This is a genomic window from Alloalcanivorax marinus (assembly GCF_016785095.1).
Taxonomy (GTDB): domain Bacteria; phylum Pseudomonadota; class Gammaproteobacteria; order Pseudomonadales; family Alcanivoracaceae; genus Alloalcanivorax; species Alloalcanivorax marinus_A.
Map to the genome: position 1 here is coordinate 30,937 of NZ_JAEKJB010000006.1, position 17,414 is coordinate 48,350.

The following is a 17,414-nucleotide window of genomic DNA, read 5'->3' on the forward strand; positions in this document are numbered from 1 at the left end:
CGCGCCACCGCCGTCATGGCCCTGTCCATGCTGGCGCTGGCCGCCCGCGCCGAACTTCTGATCCAGATCACCGAGGGTCGGGTGGACGCCGTGCCCATCGCCGTGGTGCCCTTTGGCGGCGCCGCCAACGCTCCGGAGAACGTCTCCGACATCGTGCGTGCCGATCTGCACCGCAGCGGCCAGTTCAAGACCCTCGAACCCGGAGACATGCTGAGCCGGCCGACCAGCGCCGACCAGCTCAGCTACCGGGATTTCCGGGTGCTTGATCAGGAGTACGTGGTGGTGGGCAGCGTCAAGGCCACCGAAACCGGTGCCTATGAAGTGCGCTATGGCCTTTATGACGTGGCCCGCGAGAAGGAGCTGCTTACCGAAAGCTACCGGCCGCCGGCGTCGCAGTTGCGTGACGTGGCTCACGCTATCTCCGACCGCATCTATGAGGAGCTCACCGGCATCCAGGGCGCGTTTTCCACCAAGATTCTGTACGTGACCCACAACCGAGGCGCCGACCGGCCCTATCAGCTCCAGTACGCCGACGCCGATGGCGCCCGGGTGCACACCATCGTACGCAGCCGCGAGCCGATCATGAGCCCGTCCTGGTCACCGGATGGCTCGAAGATTGCTTACGTATCCTTCGAGGGCAACGGCCTGCCCAAGATCTACGTGCACGATCTTGGCAGCGCCGAGCGCCGTGTGGTGGCCCAGTACAAGGGCATCAACGGGGCGCCGGCCTGGGCACCGGACGGTCAGAAGCTTGCGATCACGTTGTCCAAGGATGGCAATCCGGAAATTTATACCCTGGACCTCAACAGCGGTGCCCTGGAACGGCTCACCAACCATTACGGCATCGACACCGAGCCGCGCTGGATGCCGGATGGCGACCATCTGATGTTCACCTCCAGCCGTTCCGGCGGGCCGCAGATCTACGAGCTCAACGTGCACGACAAGTCGACCCGCCGGGTGTCCTTCGAGGGGGCTTACAACGCCCGCCCGGACGTCACCCCGGACGGTCGTTATCTGGTTTATGTACACCGGCGTAACGGGTCATTCCACGTCGGTGTGCAGGATCTCCAACGCGGTACATTCGATATTGTGACCCAGACCAATATGGATGAATCGCCCAGTGTTGCCCCTAATGGAAGTATGATAATTTACGGGACGCAACACCGGGGTACGGGGGTCCTGCAAGCCGTGTCCATCGACGGGAGAGTGAAGGTGGAGCTTCCGTCGAAGGAAGGGGAAGTCAGGGAACCGGCCTGGTCGCCGTTCCTCTGAACGGATCTCAGAGTCCAATACCGGAAATCAATAGGAGTTTTCGTATGCGTTCATTCATCAATCCGTTTTTCGCCGTGATTCTTGCTGGCTTGCTGGCGGCGTGTTCCAGCACTCCCTCCGAGGAAGACACTTCTTCCACGGACACCATGCCGCAGGAAACTCAAACCACTCCCACCCAGCCGGTGGAGCGTCCCGAGCCGGCCAAGCCGGAAACCAGCTCCATTCCGCTGACCGCCGACAACTTCCATAACCACCCGTCCAACTACGACGGCACCACCGATACCCGCGTGATCTACTTCGCGTTCGACAGCAACACCGTGCCGGCCGCCGCGTTCGAAACCCTGCGTGCCCACGCCAAGTACCTGAAGGAAAACCCGAACGCCAAGGTTCGTCTGGAAGGTCATGCCGATGAGCGCGGTACCCGCGAGTACAACGTGGCTCTGTCCGAGCGTCGTTCCGAAGCGGTCGAGAAGTTCCTGCGCGTGCAGGGCGTGAGCGCTTCCCAGATCAACACCGTGGCCTACGGCGAAGAGAAACCCGCCGCTTTCGGTCACAGTGAAATGGACTGGGCCAAGAACCGTCGCGTGGTACTCAACTACACCGCCGGTCGTCCGTAACCGATGATGCGGTTCAAGCAGGTATTCAAGCGCGCCGGCCTGGCGCTCCTGCTTGCCGGCCCGGTGCTCGGCCAGGCGCAGAGCACCGGACCCCTGGTCGTCGAGGAGCGTGGCTCCTCCGGCGGCCAGGGCCCGGCCGCCGCCAGCGGCGCCCAGGGTGGCAACGATGGCCTCTATGTGCTGATGCAGCAGATGGAGCAGTACGAACGGCAAATCCAGAATCTGCAGGGTCAGGTGGAAGAGCTGCGCCACGAGGTGGAGGGTCTCAAGGCCGCCGAGCGTGAGCGTTACCTGGACCTGGACACCCGTATCAACGCGCTGGTCGATCAGGCCAAGAGCGCGCCCCAGACCGACGCCGAAGCCGGTGACGACGGTGGCAACGACGCCGCCCCCGCCGACCCGGAAGCGGACCGGGCCGCCTATTCCGCCGCCCGTGGCAAATTGCTCGAGCGGGATTTCGACGCCGCGGCCACCGCCTTCGAAAACTATCTCAAGGATTTCCCCGAAGGGCAGTTTCGCGCCCACGCTCATTTCTGGCTGGGTGAGGTGTACAGCAACCAGAAGACCCCCCGGTTGGACAAGGCCCGCGAGCAGTTCCAGACCGTGGTCGACGACTACCCCAACCACAGCCGGGCGCCGACCAGCCTGTACAAGCTGGCCGGTCTGCAGGCCAAGGCCGGGGACGTCACCGAAGCCAGGGTCACGCTGCACAAGCTGATCAAGCAGTTCCCGGATGCGTCCGAATCCGAGATGGCCAAGTCCATGCTGAAGCAGCTCGGCGGTAATTGAAAATCGGAGCGCGGCTGGCGGGTATCGCCAGGCCGCCGCCCCACCTATCATTTCGCCGTCCCAGGCCCTAGAATCCCCGACCCAGTCCCCAAGCCCGGAACCATCGTGGAACTGCGTCTCACCGAAATCTTCCATTCCCTGCAGGGGGAAGCCCGCACCGTGGGGCGGCCCACCGTGTTCGTGCGTCTCACCGGCTGCCCCCAGCGCTGCGTCTGGTGCGATACCGAATACGCCTTCCAGGGCGGCGAGAAATGGTCCCTGGAGCGTATTCTCCAGGAGGTGGAGCGGCACGGCGCGCGCTATGTAACGGTCACCGGCGGCGAGCCGCTGGCCCAGCCCAACTGTTTGCCGCTGCTCGCCGCCCTGTGCGACGAGGGCTACGAAGTGAGCCTGGAAACCGGCGGCGCCATGGACATCGCGCCGGTGGACGAGCGCGTCTCCGTGGTCATGGATCTCAAGGCGCCGGGCTCCGGCGAGCAGCACAACAACCGGCTGGACAACATCGCCCACCTGCGCTCCCATCACCAGGTGAAGTTCGTGCTCGCCGACCGCCGTGACTACGACTGGGCACGCTTCATGCTTGACCAGCACCGCCTGGCGGAGCGGGTCTCCGACGTCCTGTTCTCGCCGGTGCACGGCAGCCTTGATGCCGCCCGACTGGCGGACTGGATCGTCGCCGACCGTCTGCCGGTGCGCTTCCAGCTACAACTGCACAAGCTGCTTTGGAACGACGCCAAGGGGCGCTGACTCCGATCAATGAGGAGAACCAACATGAACACCGCCGTGGTGTTACTGTCCGGTGGCCTGGATTCCGCCACCTGCCTGGCCATCGCCCGCGACCAGGGCTATCGCTGCCACACCATCGCCTTCGACTACGGCCAGCGCACCCGCTCGGAGCTGGACGCCGCCGCCCGTGTATCCACCGCCCTGGGCGCCGAATCCCACCGGGTCATCGAGCTGGGCCTGGGCACTATCGGTGGCTCCGCGCTCACCGACCACGACATCGAGGTGCCGGAGGAGGGCGGCGACGGCATTCCGGTGACCTATGTGCCGGCCCGCAACACCGTGTTCCTGTCCCTGGCCCTGGGCCTGGCGGAGGTGGTGGACGCCGACGCCATCTTCATCGGCGTCAACGCGGTGGACTATTCCGGCTACCCGGATTGCCGACCGGAATTCATCGATGCCTTCCAGACCCTGGCCAGGCTGGCCACCAAGGCCGGCGTGGAGGGTCACCCCATTGAGATCGCCACGCCGCTGATGCATCTGTCCAAGGCCGACATCATCCGCCGGGGCACCGGACTGGGCCTGGACTACGGCCTGACCGTGTCCTGCTACCAGGCGGACGAGGCCGGTCGCGCCTGTGGACGCTGCGACAGTTGCCGCCTTCGGCGCCAGGGGTTCGAGGAAGCAGTGGTCAAAGATCCAACGGTCTATCGCTGATTCGGTAAAAAAGTGGCCTCAGGCCCTTGTCATCGGGAAATAAATCCGTATTATTTGCGCCTCATTCGGCGGGTCGTTAGCTCAGTTGGTAGAGCAGTTGGCTTTTAACCAATTGGTCGAAGGTTCGAATCCTTCACGACCCACCACTCTTCATAGAAAGGCCGCCCATCGGGCGGCCTTTTTTTTGTTCATCGCGCTTTGGCGGGAAATCGATGCGGGCGGTTTCTATCCGGGACGCGGATCTGTGTGGGTGCCTTCCGGGATCGCTCAAGCCGTCCATGGGCGCTCCCGTTTTTGGCATCCTTGCCAAAAAGGGTCCCGGAAGGCACCCACACAGCTCCGCTTCGAGGTGGCGGCACCGTTCCGAGTGCGAACAACGATGAACCAGGGTGGGTTGAGGGGCGGCTTCGTAGAGCCGGTGGCGTCGCGCCCTGAGTCGCGCCCGGCTGGAGCGAGATTTCCCACCAAAGCGCGATGAACAAAAAAAAGGCCACCTGGGGGGAGGTGGCCTTGGGGGTTCCTTCATTGCCTGAAGGAAGGGGGATTACGTCGCTTGACGCTCTGGGGGAAGCGTTGACCTTCCGTGGCCGGCGACGTGGGAATACTGTCTCACGATTCCCGGTGGCTGTGTGTAAAACAGCTTTAAATGTGCCCCCGCCCCAAGCTTCACAATCCGTTCATCGGTACGCCGGCAAACTTGTACAACATCAAACATTTGTACAGGTTGTGTAACCGATGACCGAGTCCTCCCCAACGCGCCCCGACGACCGCATCCCGGTGGGTATCAGCGCTTGCCTGCTGGGCCGGGAAGTGCGCCACGACGGCGGCCATAAGCATTCGCGTTACTGCACCGAGGTGCTGGCGCGTCACTTCCAGTTCCGCTCCCTGTGCCCGGAAATGGGCGCCGGCCTGGGCGCGCCCCGGCAGGCCATGCACCTGGTCGACACCGACCAGGGCATGCGGTTGCGCGCCACCCGGGGGGAACAGGACTTCACGGCTCCAATGCAGGGGTTCGTCGCCGACACCCTGGAAGGGCTGGCGGACCTGCGCGGCTACATCCTGATGGCCAAGTCGCCCAGTTGCGGCATGGAGCGAATCCGCGTTTACCGGGAGGATGGCGAGGTGCTCCGCCGCGACGCCAGTGGCCTGTTCGCCGCCGCCCTGATGGAGCGCTATCCGCTGCTGCCGGTGGAAGAAGAAGGCCGCCTCAATGATGACCGCCTGCGCGAGAACTTCGTCGAGCGGGTGTTCATCCACGACGACTGGTGCCGGCTGCGCGAGGCCGGCCTGACGCCGGGCGGGCTGATCGGCTTCCACAGCCGCCACAAGTTCCAGTTGCTGGCCCACTGCGAGGCCACCTACCGGCGTCTGGGGCCGATGCTGGCCGACCTGAAGCGTCGTCCCCTGGAGGAGATCGCCGACGATTACATCGCCGACTTCATGACGGCCATGGCCAGGCGCATCAGCCCTGGCGCCCACGTCAACACCATGCTGCATCTGGTCGGTTTTCTGCGCGACGGGCTGGAGGCGGCGGATCTGGCGCTGATCCATGAGCAAATCCAGGCCTACCAGCGTGGCGAGGTGCCCCTGGTGGTGCCCATGACCCTGCTGCGCGGCGCGCAAAGCAAGGTGGGCCAGCCCTATCTGGCGGAACAGCGCTACCTGACCCCCTATCCGGATGCGCTGGGTCTGAGGAACCGGGTATGAACCGCGGCACCTTGAGCATTCAGACCGTCAGCGAACGCTGTGGCATCAACCCGGTGACCCTGCGTGCCTGGGAGCGGCGCTATGGCCTGATCCGCCCGGCGCGTACCGAGCGCGGCCACCGCCGCTACAGCGAAGCGGACGTGGCCCGCATCCGGCGCATTCTCGCCTGGCTGGATCGTGGCCTGCCGATCGGTCAGGTGCGCGCGGTGCTGGATGGCCAGACACCGACGGCTCTGCCTGGAGACCCCTGGCGTGAAGCCGGTGACGAGGGTCTGGCCGCCCTGGCGGAACTGAATACCCGGCGGTTGGAGCAATGGTTTCAGCGGCTGACCGGTGATTACCCCCTGGAGGCGGTGATCGGCCAATGCTGCGATCCGCTGCGTGAACACCTGCGCGCGCGGCCGGACGGGGCCGCGTCGCGCACTCTGCTGGATACCTTTCTGCGCCAGAAACTGGCCGGTCGCCTGTTGGCCCGGGCACCTTCGCGCCGCGAGCGCGGCTGGTTACTGATGGCGGTGGGCGATCCGTTGCCGGCCCTGACCCGGGCGGTGTTGGCGGGCACGCCGGTGTGGTGTCTGGAAACAGCGCTGCCCTGGTCGGCGCTGGCGGCCTGGCTGGCCGGCGATCGGGTGATCGGCGTGGCCTGGGTCCTTGGCGAGCACCCGGGTCGTCGCCGCGCCGAGCAATTGTGGCCTTTAACGGCGGCGCCGGACCGGCCCGCCCTGTGCGCCGGACCGGCGCTCACCGAGAAGCTGATCACGCCGCCCTGGTTGCGACGCGTGGTCGGTGACCGGGCCGCGTTCGTGGCGGCCCTGGATGAACACCAGCAACGAGGAGAACGCGGTGCGACTGGTCTGGTTTCGTAACGATCTGCGCTGTCACGGACACACGCCGCTGACCCAGGCCCTGGCCGGCGGCGGCCCGGTGCGGGCGGTCCATGTGTTGTGCCCGGATCAGTGGGAGGTCCATGACGTGGCGCCGTTGCGCCGCTGGTACGTGCTGGAAAGCCTGATCGAGCTGGGCGAGGCACTGGCCGCCAAGGGCGTCGACCTGCACGTGCTGGACGGCGGCGACTTCGGCGGCGCCGTGGACGCCCTGGAGGCATTCGTCGCCGAGCACGGCATCACCGAGATTTTCTGCAACCGGGAATACCCGCTCAACGAAATGAATCGTGACCGGGCCGTGGCCCGGCGTCTGGAAGGGCAGGGCGTGCGCCTGCACGGCTTCGATGACGGCATGCTGGTGCCGCCACGTACCCTGAGCACCGGCAAGGGCACCCCCTACACGGTGTTCACCGCCTACAAAAAACGTTGGGACGCCTGGATCGAGGAATGGGACCCGGGGGCGGTACCGGCGCCGGCCTGGCCCGGTGGCGAGGGCCGTTTCCACGGCCGCGACCGGGTCGAGGCGCTGCGTGACGGTCTTGGGCTGGACAGCGCGCTGACCCGGTCGTGGCGTCCCGGGGAGTCCGCCGCCTACAAGCAGCTCTATGATTTCGTCGAGCACCAGCTGGGTGACTACAAGGCGTACCGGGACTTCCCCGCCGAACCGGCCACCAGCATTCTGTCCACGGCGCTGTCGGCGGGCACCCTGGCACCCATGGACGCATACCTGGCGGCCCGCCGGGCGATGGCGGATGCCGCCGTGCGCGAGGGCGCGGTCACCTGGATCGGTGAACTGGCCTGGCGCGACTTTTATCGCCAGATCATGCATCGTTTTCCTGAGTTGGCGAAGGGCGCGCCCTTCCGCCCGGAAACCCGGTTGCTGGAGTGGAACGACAACGACGAGCATTTCCAGGCCTGGTGCGAGGGCCGTACCGGTTACCCGCTGGTGGACGCGGCCATGCGCCAGCTGGTCACCACCGGCTGGATGCACAACCGGCTTCGCATGCTCACCGCCATGTTCCTCACCAAGCATCTGTTCATTGACTGGCGCAAGGGAGAGCGCTTCTTCATGCGGCATCTGATCGATGGCGACTTCGCCAGCAACAATGGCGGCTGGCAGTGGAGCGCCTCCACCGGCACCGACGCGGCGCCGTATTTCCGGGTGTTCAGCCCGCTGCGCCAGAGCCAGCGCTTCGATCCCCATGGCCGCTTTATCGCCCGTTACCTGCCGGAACTGGCGGAGCTGGATGACAAGACCATCCACGAACCCGGCAAGCAGCCGTTGCTATGCCCGGAGTACCCGGCGCCGATCGTCGCTCATCAGGGTGTCAAACAGCGCGTGGAAAAGGCCTTCCGCCAGGCCCGCGATGCCTGGGATCAGCAGCGGGAGGGCGACCAATGAGCCAGCGTATCGCCGTGGTCGGCGGCGGCATCAGCGGGCTGACCGCCGCCTGGTATCTGAGCCGCCACCATGAAGTGACGGTGTTCGAGGCGGAACCGGAGCTGGGCGGCCATACCTATACCCGGGATGTGTGCCGTGAGCACGGTGATTACGCCGTGGACATGGGCTTCATCGTGTTCAACGACCGCACCTACCCCCACTTCGAAGCACTGCTGGGGGAGCTGGGCATCGGTCGTCAGCCCACCGCCATGGGCTTCGCGGTGAGTGATGCCGCCAGCGGTCTGGAATACTGCGGCGACGGCCTGACCGGCTTTTTCGGCCAGCGCCGTAACTGGGCGAGCCGTCGCCACTGGCGCCTGCTTGCCGACATCCTGCGCTTCAACCGGGAAGCGCCGGCGCTGTTGGAACGGCGGGAGGGCGAGCAGCCCCTGGGCGATTACCTGCGTGCCCACGGTTATGGCGAGGCGTTCAAACGCCATTACATCCTGCCCATGGGGGGCGCCATCTGGTCCTGTTCCCTGGCGCGGATGGAGGCGTTTCCGGCCCGTTTTTTCGTGCGCTTCTTTATCAATCATGGCCTGCTGGCGCTGCGTAACCGCCCGCAGTGGTATGTGGTACCCGGCGGCTCGCGGAGCTATGTGCGAGCCCTGCGCGCGCGCTGCGCGGCACGCTTCGTCACCGCCACGGCGGTGACCTCGGTGCGGCGCCGGGACGACGGCGTCACCGTCAGCGCTGGCGGTGCCGACCAGGATTTCGACCAGGTGATCCTGGCCTGCCACAGTGATCAGGCCCTGGCGTTGCTGGCCGACCCGGACCGCCGCGAGCGCGATTGTCTGGCACGGCTGCCTTACCAGAGCAACGAGGTGGTGCTGCACACCGATACCCGCCTGCTGCCGCGCCATCGCCGGGTGTGGTCGAGCTGGAACGCCCTGCTCGGCGCCGGCCGGGACGATGAACCGGTGCAGGTTACCTACAACATGAACATCCTGCAGGGCCTGCGGGCGCCGGAAACCTTCTGCGTGACCCTGAACGCCGGCGAACGCATCGACCCGGCCCATGTTCTGCACCGGGTCCGTTTCGACCACCCTCTGTTCACCCTGGATGGTCTCGCCGCCCGCGACACCCTGCTTGCCGATAACGGCGCCCGCCGCACCTGGTTCTGTGGCGCCTGGTGCCGCAACGGCTTCCATGAGGATGGCGTGGCCTCGGCGCTGGACGTGGTCCAGGCCCTGGGAGTCCGGCCATGATCCCCGATTTCGCTCTCGCCCGGGGCCACGTCTGGCACCACCGTTATACACCGGTGGAGCACCGCTTCCGGGTGCCGTTGTGGTTGGTCTGGAGCGACCTGGATGGGCCCGACCGGCTGCTCGCCCGGCACCCGCTGTGGGGACGCCGCTGGCGACCGGTGACCTTCCGCGACCGGGACTTCGTGGACACCTCCGAACGTCCGCTGGCCGACAAGGTGCGCGAGCGCGCCGCGGCCCAGGGCCTGGACTGGTCCGCCGGGCGCCTGTACATGCTCGGCCAGTGGCGCACCTTCGGCGTGCTGTTCAATCCCCTGGTGCTGTACTTCCATTTTCCGGAGGGCGCCGAGCGGCCGGATTCGGCCCTGGCGGAGGTGCGCAACACCCCCTGGCGGGAGCGTCATTTCTACCCCCTGCGGCTGCGCCAGGAGGGCGACGAGCAGGTCGTGGAACATGACAAAACCTTCCATGTGTCGCCGTTCCTGCCGCTGGCGCTGCGTTACCACTGGACCCTTCACGCCTTATTTCCCGAGCTGCGCCTAACGTTGCGGGACCGGGATGGCACGGAGACGGTATTCGCCGCCGGCCTCAAGCTGGCCATGGTCGAGCCCCGCGTGGCGGCCATGGGCGCGGTGATCGGGCGCTTCGGCGCCCAGGGTGCGCGCACCCTGGCGGGCATCTACTGGCAGGCGTGGAAATTGTGGCGCAAGGGCGTCCGGTTTTACCCGCATCCGGGTCGTGACAAGCATGAACAAGGGGAGAAGACGAATGATGGACGGTGAAAAAGCACTGGCGGCTCCGCGCCCGTCCTGGATTCAGAACCTGGCGCGGAATCGGGTGCATGCCCACTTGTCGCGGCTGCCCCATGGCGGGGTGGTGCTGCGCGAGCCGGACGGGACAACGGTGACCCTGGGCGACGCCGGGGTATTCGACGCGCGCATCGATATTCATGACTGGGACAGCTACCGGATGATGATGACCGGCGGTGCTCTGGGGGCGGCGGAAGCCTACCTGGACAAGAGCTGGGACAGCCCGGATCTGGTCGCCGTGATCCGCTACTTCGCCGCCAACGTGGACGCCATGCGCGCTCTGGAAGGCGGGGCCGTCACCCTGGCCAAGCCGGCCCTGAAGCTGCTGCACCTGGCCAACCGCAACACCCGCGCCGGTTCGCGCCGCAACATCGCCGCCCATTACGACCTGGGCAACGATTTTTTCGCGTTGTTCCTGGATCGGGCCATGATGTACTCCAGCGCCATCTATCCCAGCCCGGACACCGACCTGGAAACCGCCGCCACTCACAAGCTGGACGTGATCTGCCAGCGGCTGGAGCTGGCTCCCGGCCAGCATCTGCTGGAAATCGGCACCGGCTGGGGCGGTCTCGCCCTGCACGCCGCCCGCCACTACGGCGTGCGCGTGACCACCACCACCATCTCCCGGGAGCAGGCCCGCCATGCCCGCGAGCAGGTCCGCCAGGCCGGCCTGGAAGATCGCATCGAGGTGCTCGAAAAGGACTACCGGGAGCTCACCGGTCGCTACGACCGGGTGGTGTCGGTGGAAATGATCGAGGCGGTGGGGCACCAGTTCCTGGGTGGCTACTTCACGATGCTGGGCGAACGGCTCAAACCCGATGGCCTGCTGCTGCTGCAGGCGATCACGGTGCCGGACCATCGCTACCAGTACGCCCGCGACAACGTGGACTTCATCAAGCGTTATATCTTCCCCGGTGGCTTCCTGCCGTCGGTGTCGGTGATGTGCGACGGTCTGCGCCGCCACACCCGCCTCTCGCCCCTGGCCCTGGACGACATCGGCACTGATTATGGCCGCACCCTGGCCGACTGGCGCGAGCGCTTCCTGGGCGCGCTGCCGCGCATCCGCGAGCTCGGCTTCGACGAGCGTTTCTGCCGCATGTGGGACTATTACCTGTGCTATTGCCAGGGCGCCTTCATGGAGCGGGCCATCAGCACCGTCCATCTGCTCGCCGCCGGCCCCGACTACCGGCACGCCTGAGGTCCGTCCCGATCCATTGTGGTATAGTTGCCGGTCCACGCCCCGGCGGTCACCGTCGCCGGCGGTGTCCGAGGATTCAGAAAAGGCCCTTACCCGGGGTGATGCCTTATGACCGTACAGGCTCAAGAGATCGTGCGCGCCCACCTGGCGGGCACCGGGGAACAACCCGAACTGACCGATGACCAGCGTTCACTGTACCGCCAGCGCATTAAGCAACGGTTACAGGAACGCGACGCCGTGATGGTGGCGCACTATTACACCGACCCGGAAATCCAGGCCCTGGCCGAGGAAACCGGCGGCTGCGTGGCCGACTCCCTGGAAATGGCCCGCTTCGGCCGTGACCACCCGGCCAGCACCCTGATCGTCGCCGGCGTGCGCTTCATGGGCGAGACCGCCAAGATTCTCAGCCCCGAGAAACGCGTCTTCATGCCCACCCTGGAAGCGACCTGCTCCCTGGACATCGGTTGCCCGGAAGACCAGTTCGCCGCCTTTTGCGACCAGCACCCGGATCGCACCGTGGTGGTCTACGCCAACACCTCGGCGGCGGTGAAAGCCCGTGCCGACTGGGTGGTGACCTCATCCATCGCCGTGGAGCTGATCGAGTACCTGGATCAGCGCGGCGAAAAGATCCTGTGGGCTCCGGACAAGCACCTGGGCGGCTATGTGCGCGACAAAACCGGCGCCGACGTGCTGTGCTGGGATGGCGCCTGCATCGTCCACGAGGAATTCAAGGCCCAGGGCCTGCTCGACCTCAAGGCCGCTCACCCTGGCGCGGCGGTGCTGGTGCACCCGGAATCACCGGCGGCGGTGGTGGAGATCGCCGACGTGGTCGGCTCCACCTCCCAACTGATCAAGGCGGCCACGGAGATGGACAACGACACCTTCATCGTCGCCACCGACAAGGGCATCTTCTACAAGATGCAGCAGTTGGCCCCGCACAAGACCTTCGTGGAAGCGCCCACCGGCGGCAGCGGCGCCCAGTGCCGCAGCTGCGCCCATTGCCCGTGGATGGCCATGAACGGCCTGGAGAACACCCTGGCGGTGCTGCAGGACGAAAACGGCTGCGGGCAGGAAATCTTCGTCGACCCGGCCCTGGCCGAAAAAGCGATGAAGCCCCTGGACCGCATGCTCGACTTCGGCGCCCGCCTGAAGGGCTGAAGTCGTCGCCCGGTTGTTTTTTTGAAAATGATTCTCACTGACGCTAAGGTGGCGACCGTTCCGCCCCGTCCGGGGCCCGCCAATAACCCAGTGGGGCCGTTTTGCAACCGCACGCCGAGCGCTATTCCCTGTCCACTCTCAACCGCCTGGGCGCCCCCCACGGCGCCGACTACCGCCTGCTGAGCGCCGACGGCGGCGACCGGGACGTGCTCGAAGGCCGCGTCGAGCAGCGATCGCTGGCGTTCGGTGGCTTGCTGGTGCTGTCCCGGGTACGCGCCCTGCACGCCTATGAGGCGCGCTCACGACCGGACTTCTGCCTGTCCCTGGCCTGGCTGGATGCAGGCGAGGCCCATCTGCGCACCCGCCGGGACGGCCCGCTGCGCATGACCGGTACCACCGCCGTGACCATGCTGGAAACCGGCGACACGCCATTGCTCGCCTCCCACCCGGCGGGCCCGTTGCTGCATGGCTTGAACCTGTCGGTGCGTGACATCCAGGGACTCGGCGATGAGCGCCTCCAGAGCCGGCTCAGTGCCCTGCGACGGGCCGGACGCTCGCGGCTGGCGCCCTGGCGGGTGCCGCCAGCGCTGCGCGAAAGCCTGGGCTCGCTGCTGGAGGACCAGTGGGACGGGGATCTGGCGACCCTGCTTTGGGAGGGCACCGCCCTGCAATTGCTGGCCCATGCCCTGCATGCCCTGGACAATAGCCCGGCCCCGGAGCCGGTGTCCGAGCGTGACCGCCGTCTATTGCGCCGCGTCCGCGAGCGCCTGGCGGAAGAGCCGGAGGCGGCCCACACCCTGGCATCCCTGGCGGCGCTCGCGTGCATGAGCCCCAGCACCCTGCGCGCCAAATTCCCCCGTGTTTATGGCCAAAGCGTGTTCGACTGTCTGCGCGAACAGCGACTGGAACGGGCCGGGCGTTATCTGCGCGAAGGGGCCACGGTGCAACAGGCCGCCCATTTTGTCGGTTACCGCCATGCCAGCAACTTCACCACCGCCTTCCGTGCCCACTTCGGCATGCCGCCTGGAGAGTGGCGGCGGGGCCGGGTTCCCGTGCCGACGCGTCGCCCATAATCTTCCTGGCGTTCCCCATAACCGGAACCACCCTCAATAAAGAACAATTCTCATTCCTGTTCATTGTCGAGGAGTAAGGGGTATGGGGCGTGGTTGCCACCGTTTTGCATGGAAACCGGGTGTGGTCGGCCTGGCGCTGGCCGGGGGATTGAGCATGGCGCCCTGGGTGGCGGCGGATGACGACGGTGACGGCACGGGTAACGCCGGCCAGCGGCGGACGCTGGCGCCGGTCACCGTGTCCGCCGGGGATCTGGCCCGGGAAAACAGCAGCGAGGAGCGTGGCGGCTATACCCTGGGCGCCACTCAGAGCGCCACCGGGCTGCTGCTGGCGCCCCGGGAAACGCCCCAGTCCATGAGCATCATCACCCGCCAGCAGATCGAGGACGAAGGCCTGGAGGATACCCGCGAGATTCTGCGTCGCGCCCCCGGCGTGTCACTGACTCGCAGCGACAGCAACCGCTATTCATTTTCGTCCCGGGGTTTCACCATTCGCCAGTTCCAGTTCGACGGCCTGCTTACGCCGATTTCCAACTATTGGAACTTCGGCGCCACCGATATGGACGCCGCCATCTATGATCGGGTCGAGGTGATTCGTGGCTCCACCGGCCTGATGAGCGGTGCCGGCGAACCCTCCGCCCTGGTCAACTTCGTGCGCAAGCGTCCGGGGCGGGAGTTCGCCGCCAGCGGCGCGCTCTCCGTGGGCTCCTGGGATGCACGCCGTGCCGAGCTGGATCTGACCATGCCGCTCACCGAGGATGGCCGGGTGTCATCCCGGGTGGTGGCGGTACGTGATGACAGCGAGAGCTATATGCGGCTGTTCGACGATGACCGGCGCACCCTGTACGGCGTGGTCAGCGCCGAGCTGACACCGCGCACCCTGCTGGTCGCCGGGGTCGAGCACCAGAACAACCAGAGCAACGGCATGGGCGCCGGCTTTCCCATGTTTTACAGCGACGGTACCCGCACCGACTTTCCGCGCTCGGTGGTCAACAGCACCGATTGGGCCGGCTTCGAAACCACCTCCACCACCGCCTTCCTGGACCTGACCCAGGCTCTGGGCAACGGCTGGCAACTGCGTGGTGCTTTCAGCTACAACGAGGGCGACTACTTCATGGAGTACCTGTTCCGGGGTGGCTATCCGGACCCGGACACCGGCGAGGGCATGAGCGGTTCGTTCATCAAGTACGATGGCGACCGCCGCTATCACCAGATGCACCTTACCGCTAGCGGGCCGGTGGAGGCCTTCGGCCGTTTCCATGAGGTATCGCTGGGCTGGATGAACATCAAGGATGACTACCTGATGCGCGCCGCCTACCCGGTCACCGCGCCGGACATCGGCAGCTTCTTTGACTGGCGGCACGGCGACGTGCCGCGCCCGGAGTGGGGGCCCCTGGGCGATGTGGATGACAGCGTGATCCGCCAGAGCGGCGGCTACGCGGTGGCGCGGTTGTCCCTGGCGGACCCGCTGCACGCCATCGTCGGTGCCCGCGTCAGTCAGTGGGAAATCGACCAGATGTATTTCGGCTCGCCCACGGACTACCGGGTCAGTGACGAAGTCACCCCCTATGCCGGCCTGATTTATGATTTCAGTCCGGTGTATTCGGGCTACCTGAGCTACACCCGGATCTTCCAGCCGCAAAGCAACCGGGACCCGCGCGGCGATCTGCTCGATCCGGTGCGCGGCACCAGCCAGGAGGTGGGCCTCAAGGCGGAATGGCTGGCCGGACGGCTCACCGGCGCGGTGGCCGCTTACCGCATGGAACAGGACAACCTGGCCGAGGAAATCCCCGGTGCCTCCCAGCCGGGCCGACCGGACACCGCCGCCTACCGGGCTGTGGACGGCGCCACCGTGGAGGGCTTCGACATGGAACTGACCGGCGAGCTGACCCGCCATTGGCAGGTTTCCACCAGCTACACCCACTTCACCGCCAAGGACGCCGATGGCAAGACGCTTAACCGCACCCACCCGCGCAGCCAGTTCAAGCTGTTCACCCGCTACCAGCCGCCGGCACCACGACGGCGCCTGACCCTGGGGGCCGGCGTGACCTGGCAGAGCGGGTTTTCCCGTTATACTTCCGCGCGGGTGCCGGTGCACGGCCGGACCAAGGTGGGGCAGGGCAGCTATGCCCTGGTGGACCTGATGGCCCGCTACCAGATCACGCCGTCGCTGAGCGCCACCGCCCGGGTCAACAACGTGCTGGATCGGGAGTACTACACCCAGGCCGGTTTCTATGATCAGGCCTGGTGGGGGGAGCCGCGCAGCGCCACCCTGAGCCTGCGCCTGGATCTCTAGACGGTGGACCGCCCCTAGAACTCTTCTTTGGCTAGAACTCTTCCTTGGAGAGCCGCTCCATTTCGTCCCGGCGGGCGCCCAGCTTGCTGCGCAGCGCGAACTGGTCGCCGGCTTCCTTGAGGGCGAAGTCCATCTGCCGCAGGGCCGGCTGGTCCTGGCCGCGCAGGAACAGCACCTCGGCCCGGGCCCGGTGGGCGCGGGCCTGGTCGCCGCCGTTGCCCCAGGCGTCCGCGGCCAGCGACCAGACGGCCGGGTCGTCGGGCCGCTTGAGCACCAGCGGTTCGAGCAGTGGCGCGGCTTTCTCCGGCCGCTTGGCGAGCAGGTAGGCCCGGCTCATCAGCATGGAGGTGGCGTAATCCCCGGGGTTGATGTCGAGCAGGTGCTCGCCGCGCTCGATCACCGCCGGGTAGCGTCCCTGGTCCATGTCCACTTCCATCAAGCCGAGCTGGTACCAGGGCTGGTAGCCGCCGCCGTCGTCCACCAGTGCCTGGAAGCGCTGCCGGGCCACGTCGTAGCGGTCGTCGCGCAGGGCGATCAGCGCCAGACCATAGCGGGCCGCCTGGGCCTGGATGCCGGCTCCTTTCTCCTGCTGGCCCTGAAAGTATTCCCGTGCCTTGTCGGTGTTTTCGAAGTAGCGGGCCTGGACGCGGGCGCGTACCAGTTGGAAGGGCAGGTTCGGTTTGCTGTCCGGGTGCGGTAGATTGCGCGCCCGGGCCCGGGAATCCGCCACCCGCTCCTCGGTGAGGGGGTGGGTGAGCAGGAACTCCGGGGGATCACCGGCGTAACGTTGCTGTTCGAGCATGCGCTCGAAGAAACGCGGCATGGCGGTGGGGTCCATGCCGGCGCGGGACAGGGTCTGCATGCCGACCCGGTCGGCCTCGTATTCATTCTGCCGCGAGTAGGCCAGTTGCGCCTGGATCGAGGCCGCCTGGGTGGCGGCCATGCCCGCCATGCCGGCGTCGCCGGCGCCGGCCACCGCCAGGGCGATGCTCGCCAGCATGGCGGCCAGCACCGCCGGGCCGCGCCGCTTGGAATCCATGTAGCGGCGGGTAAAGTGGCGCTGGCTGACGTGGGCGATTTCGTGGGCCACCACGCTGGCCACCTCGTCCTCGCTGGCGGCGTTGAGGAACAGGCCGGCGTTGAGACCGATGACCCCGCCCGGTACCGCGAAGGCGTTGATGGCCGGGCTGTTGATCACCACGATGGCCAGATTCGGTTCATTGAGATCGCTGAACGAGGCCAGCCGGTAGACCAGGTTCTCCACGTATTCCTGAACCAGGGCGTCTTCCATGATCGGCGTCTGGCCGCGCAGGTCGCGCAGCCAGGAGCGCCCCAGGCGGTGCTCCTGGTCCGCGGACAGGACCGCCACCGTGGGGTCGCCCAGCTCGGGGAGATCGTTGGTCTGGGCCCGGCCGGCGGCGGCCAGCAGGCACAACAGGCCAATGAACAGAAGGCGGACCGCGGTCAAAAGTGAACTCCTCTGAAGAATACGCATGGCTGCCCTATAATGACGGCCCCGGCGAAAGGA

General features: G+C 66.4%; 15 protein-coding genes and 1 tRNA gene. 15 read left to right on the top strand and 1 reads right to left on the bottom strand.

Annotation, left to right across the window (positions count from 1 at the left end; translation table 11 throughout):
* Positions 1-15 precede the first annotated feature (15 nt).
* From tolB to fauA, 15 genes are all read left to right on the top strand, one after another.
* On the top strand, positions 16-1,272 hold the full coding sequence (tolB, locus tag JF515_RS05810) for a Tol-Pal system beta propeller repeat protein TolB (protein ID WP_238400908.1): 1,257 nt from the start codon (positions 16-18) through the stop codon (positions 1,270-1,272).
* Positions 1,273-1,316: 44 nt separating this feature from the next.
* Positions 1,317-1,889 carry a peptidoglycan-associated lipoprotein Pal gene (gene pal / locus JF515_RS05815; protein WP_203101937.1) on the top strand — a complete coding sequence of 191 codons (573 nt, stop codon included), beginning with the start codon at positions 1,317-1,319 and terminating at the stop codon, positions 1,887-1,889.
* A gap of 3 nt (positions 1,890-1,892) precedes the next feature.
* Entirely contained in the window at positions 1,893-2,678 is a 786-nt protein-coding gene (gene ybgF, locus JF515_RS05820) for a tol-pal system protein YbgF (protein WP_238400891.1), read from the top strand.
* Positions 2,679-2,783: 105 nt separating this feature from the next.
* Positions 2,784-3,425, top strand: coding sequence for a 7-carboxy-7-deazaguanine synthase QueE (queE, locus tag JF515_RS05825; protein WP_203101939.1), 642 nt, complete (start codon positions 2,784-2,786; stop codon positions 3,423-3,425).
* Positions 3,426-3,449: 24 nt separating this feature from the next.
* Positions 3,450-4,118: a 7-cyano-7-deazaguanine synthase QueC gene (gene queC / locus JF515_RS05830; RefSeq protein ID WP_203101946.1), complete on the top strand. Its 669-nt coding sequence runs from the start codon at positions 3,450-3,452 to the stop codon at positions 4,116-4,118.
* A 70-nt stretch (positions 4,119-4,188) separates the two neighbouring features.
* Positions 4,189-4,264: transfer RNA gene (locus JF515_RS05835), tRNA-Lys, on the top strand.
* A gap of 589 nt (positions 4,265-4,853) precedes the next feature.
* Positions 4,854-5,825: a YbgA family protein gene (locus tag JF515_RS05840; RefSeq protein ID WP_203101948.1), complete on the top strand. Its 972-nt coding sequence runs from the start codon at positions 4,854-4,856 to the stop codon at positions 5,823-5,825.
* Positions 5,822-6,691 (top strand): MerR family transcriptional regulator, encoded by an 870-nt coding sequence (locus JF515_RS05845; protein ID WP_203101950.1) that lies wholly within the window; start codon positions 5,822-5,824, stop codon positions 6,689-6,691. Before JF515_RS05840 ends, JF515_RS05845 begins: the two co-directional genes overlap by 4 nt.
* Positions 6,642-8,111, top strand: a complete 1,470-nt coding sequence (locus JF515_RS05850; protein WP_238400892.1) for a cryptochrome/photolyase family protein — start codon at positions 6,642-6,644, stop codon at positions 8,109-8,111. Before JF515_RS05845 ends, JF515_RS05850 begins: the two co-directional genes overlap by 50 nt.
* A complete protein-coding gene (locus JF515_RS05855) occupies positions 8,108-9,358 on the top strand; it encodes an NAD(P)/FAD-dependent oxidoreductase (RefSeq protein ID WP_203101952.1) in 1,251 nt (416 codons plus the stop codon). The genes JF515_RS05850 and JF515_RS05855 overlap by 4 nt, the downstream gene beginning before the upstream one ends.
* Positions 9,355-10,137 (top strand): DUF1365 domain-containing protein, encoded by a 783-nt coding sequence (locus JF515_RS05860; RefSeq protein WP_203101954.1) that lies wholly within the window; start codon positions 9,355-9,357, stop codon positions 10,135-10,137. The genes JF515_RS05855 and JF515_RS05860 overlap by 4 nt, the downstream gene beginning before the upstream one ends.
* The gene (locus tag JF515_RS05865; protein WP_203101956.1) at positions 10,124-11,362 is read left to right on the top strand and encodes an SAM-dependent methyltransferase; all 1,239 of its coding nucleotides are present in this window, start codon (positions 10,124-10,126) and stop codon (positions 11,360-11,362) included. Before JF515_RS05860 ends, JF515_RS05865 begins: the two co-directional genes overlap by 14 nt.
* Before the next feature lie 108 nt (positions 11,363-11,470).
* The gene (gene nadA / locus JF515_RS05870) at positions 11,471-12,520 is read left to right on the top strand and encodes a quinolinate synthase NadA (protein WP_203101958.1); all 1,050 of its coding nucleotides are present in this window, start codon (positions 11,471-11,473) and stop codon (positions 12,518-12,520) included.
* A 101-nt stretch (positions 12,521-12,621) separates the two neighbouring features.
* Positions 12,622-13,593 carry a helix-turn-helix transcriptional regulator gene (locus tag JF515_RS05875; protein ID WP_203101960.1) on the top strand — a complete coding sequence of 324 codons (972 nt, stop codon included), beginning with the start codon at positions 12,622-12,624 and terminating at the stop codon, positions 13,591-13,593.
* A 121-nt stretch (positions 13,594-13,714) separates the two neighbouring features.
* A complete protein-coding gene (gene fauA / locus JF515_RS05880; RefSeq protein WP_338015174.1) occupies positions 13,715-15,886 on the top strand; it encodes a TonB-dependent alcaligin siderophore receptor FauA in 2,172 nt (723 codons plus the stop codon).
* Positions 15,887-15,917: 31 nt separating this feature from the next.
* Here the strand turns inward: fauA and JF515_RS05885 are convergent, their stop codons facing one another.
* Positions 15,918-17,354 (bottom strand): M48 family metalloprotease, encoded by a 1,437-nt coding sequence (locus tag JF515_RS05885; protein ID WP_238400893.1) that lies wholly within the window; start codon positions 17,352-17,354, stop codon positions 15,918-15,920.
* Positions 17,355-17,414: the final 60 nt, after the last annotated feature.

What these genes read in the sequence shown, in the direction of transcription:
- tolB (WP_238400908.1), top strand. Translation starts at nt 16, where the DNA reads ATGGCCCTGTCCATGCTGGCGCTGGCCGCCCGCGCCGAACTTCTGATC.
- pal (WP_203101937.1), top strand. Translation starts at nt 1,317, where the DNA reads ATGCGTTCATTCATCAATCCGTTTTTCGCCGTGATTCTTGCTGGCTTG.
- ybgF (WP_238400891.1), top strand. Translation starts at nt 1,893, where the DNA reads ATGATGCGGTTCAAGCAGGTATTCAAGCGCGCCGGCCTGGCGCTCCTG.
- queC (WP_203101946.1), top strand. Translation starts at nt 3,450, where the DNA reads ATGAACACCGCCGTGGTGTTACTGTCCGGTGGCCTGGATTCCGCCACC.
- JF515_RS05840 (WP_203101948.1), top strand. Translation starts at nt 4,854, where the DNA reads ATGACCGAGTCCTCCCCAACGCGCCCCGACGACCGCATCCCGGTGGGT.
- JF515_RS05845 (WP_203101950.1), top strand. Translation starts at nt 5,822, where the DNA reads ATGAACCGCGGCACCTTGAGCATTCAGACCGTCAGCGAACGCTGTGGC.
- JF515_RS05850 (WP_238400892.1), top strand. Translation starts at nt 6,642, where the DNA reads ATGAACACCAGCAACGAGGAGAACGCGGTGCGACTGGTCTGGTTTCGT.
- JF515_RS05855 (WP_203101952.1), top strand. Translation starts at nt 8,108, where the DNA reads ATGAGCCAGCGTATCGCCGTGGTCGGCGGCGGCATCAGCGGGCTGACC.
- JF515_RS05860 (WP_203101954.1), top strand. Translation starts at nt 9,355, where the DNA reads ATGATCCCCGATTTCGCTCTCGCCCGGGGCCACGTCTGGCACCACCGT.
- JF515_RS05865 (WP_203101956.1), top strand. Translation starts at nt 10,124, where the DNA reads ATGATGGACGGTGAAAAAGCACTGGCGGCTCCGCGCCCGTCCTGGATT.
- nadA (WP_203101958.1), top strand. Translation starts at nt 11,471, where the DNA reads ATGACCGTACAGGCTCAAGAGATCGTGCGCGCCCACCTGGCGGGCACC.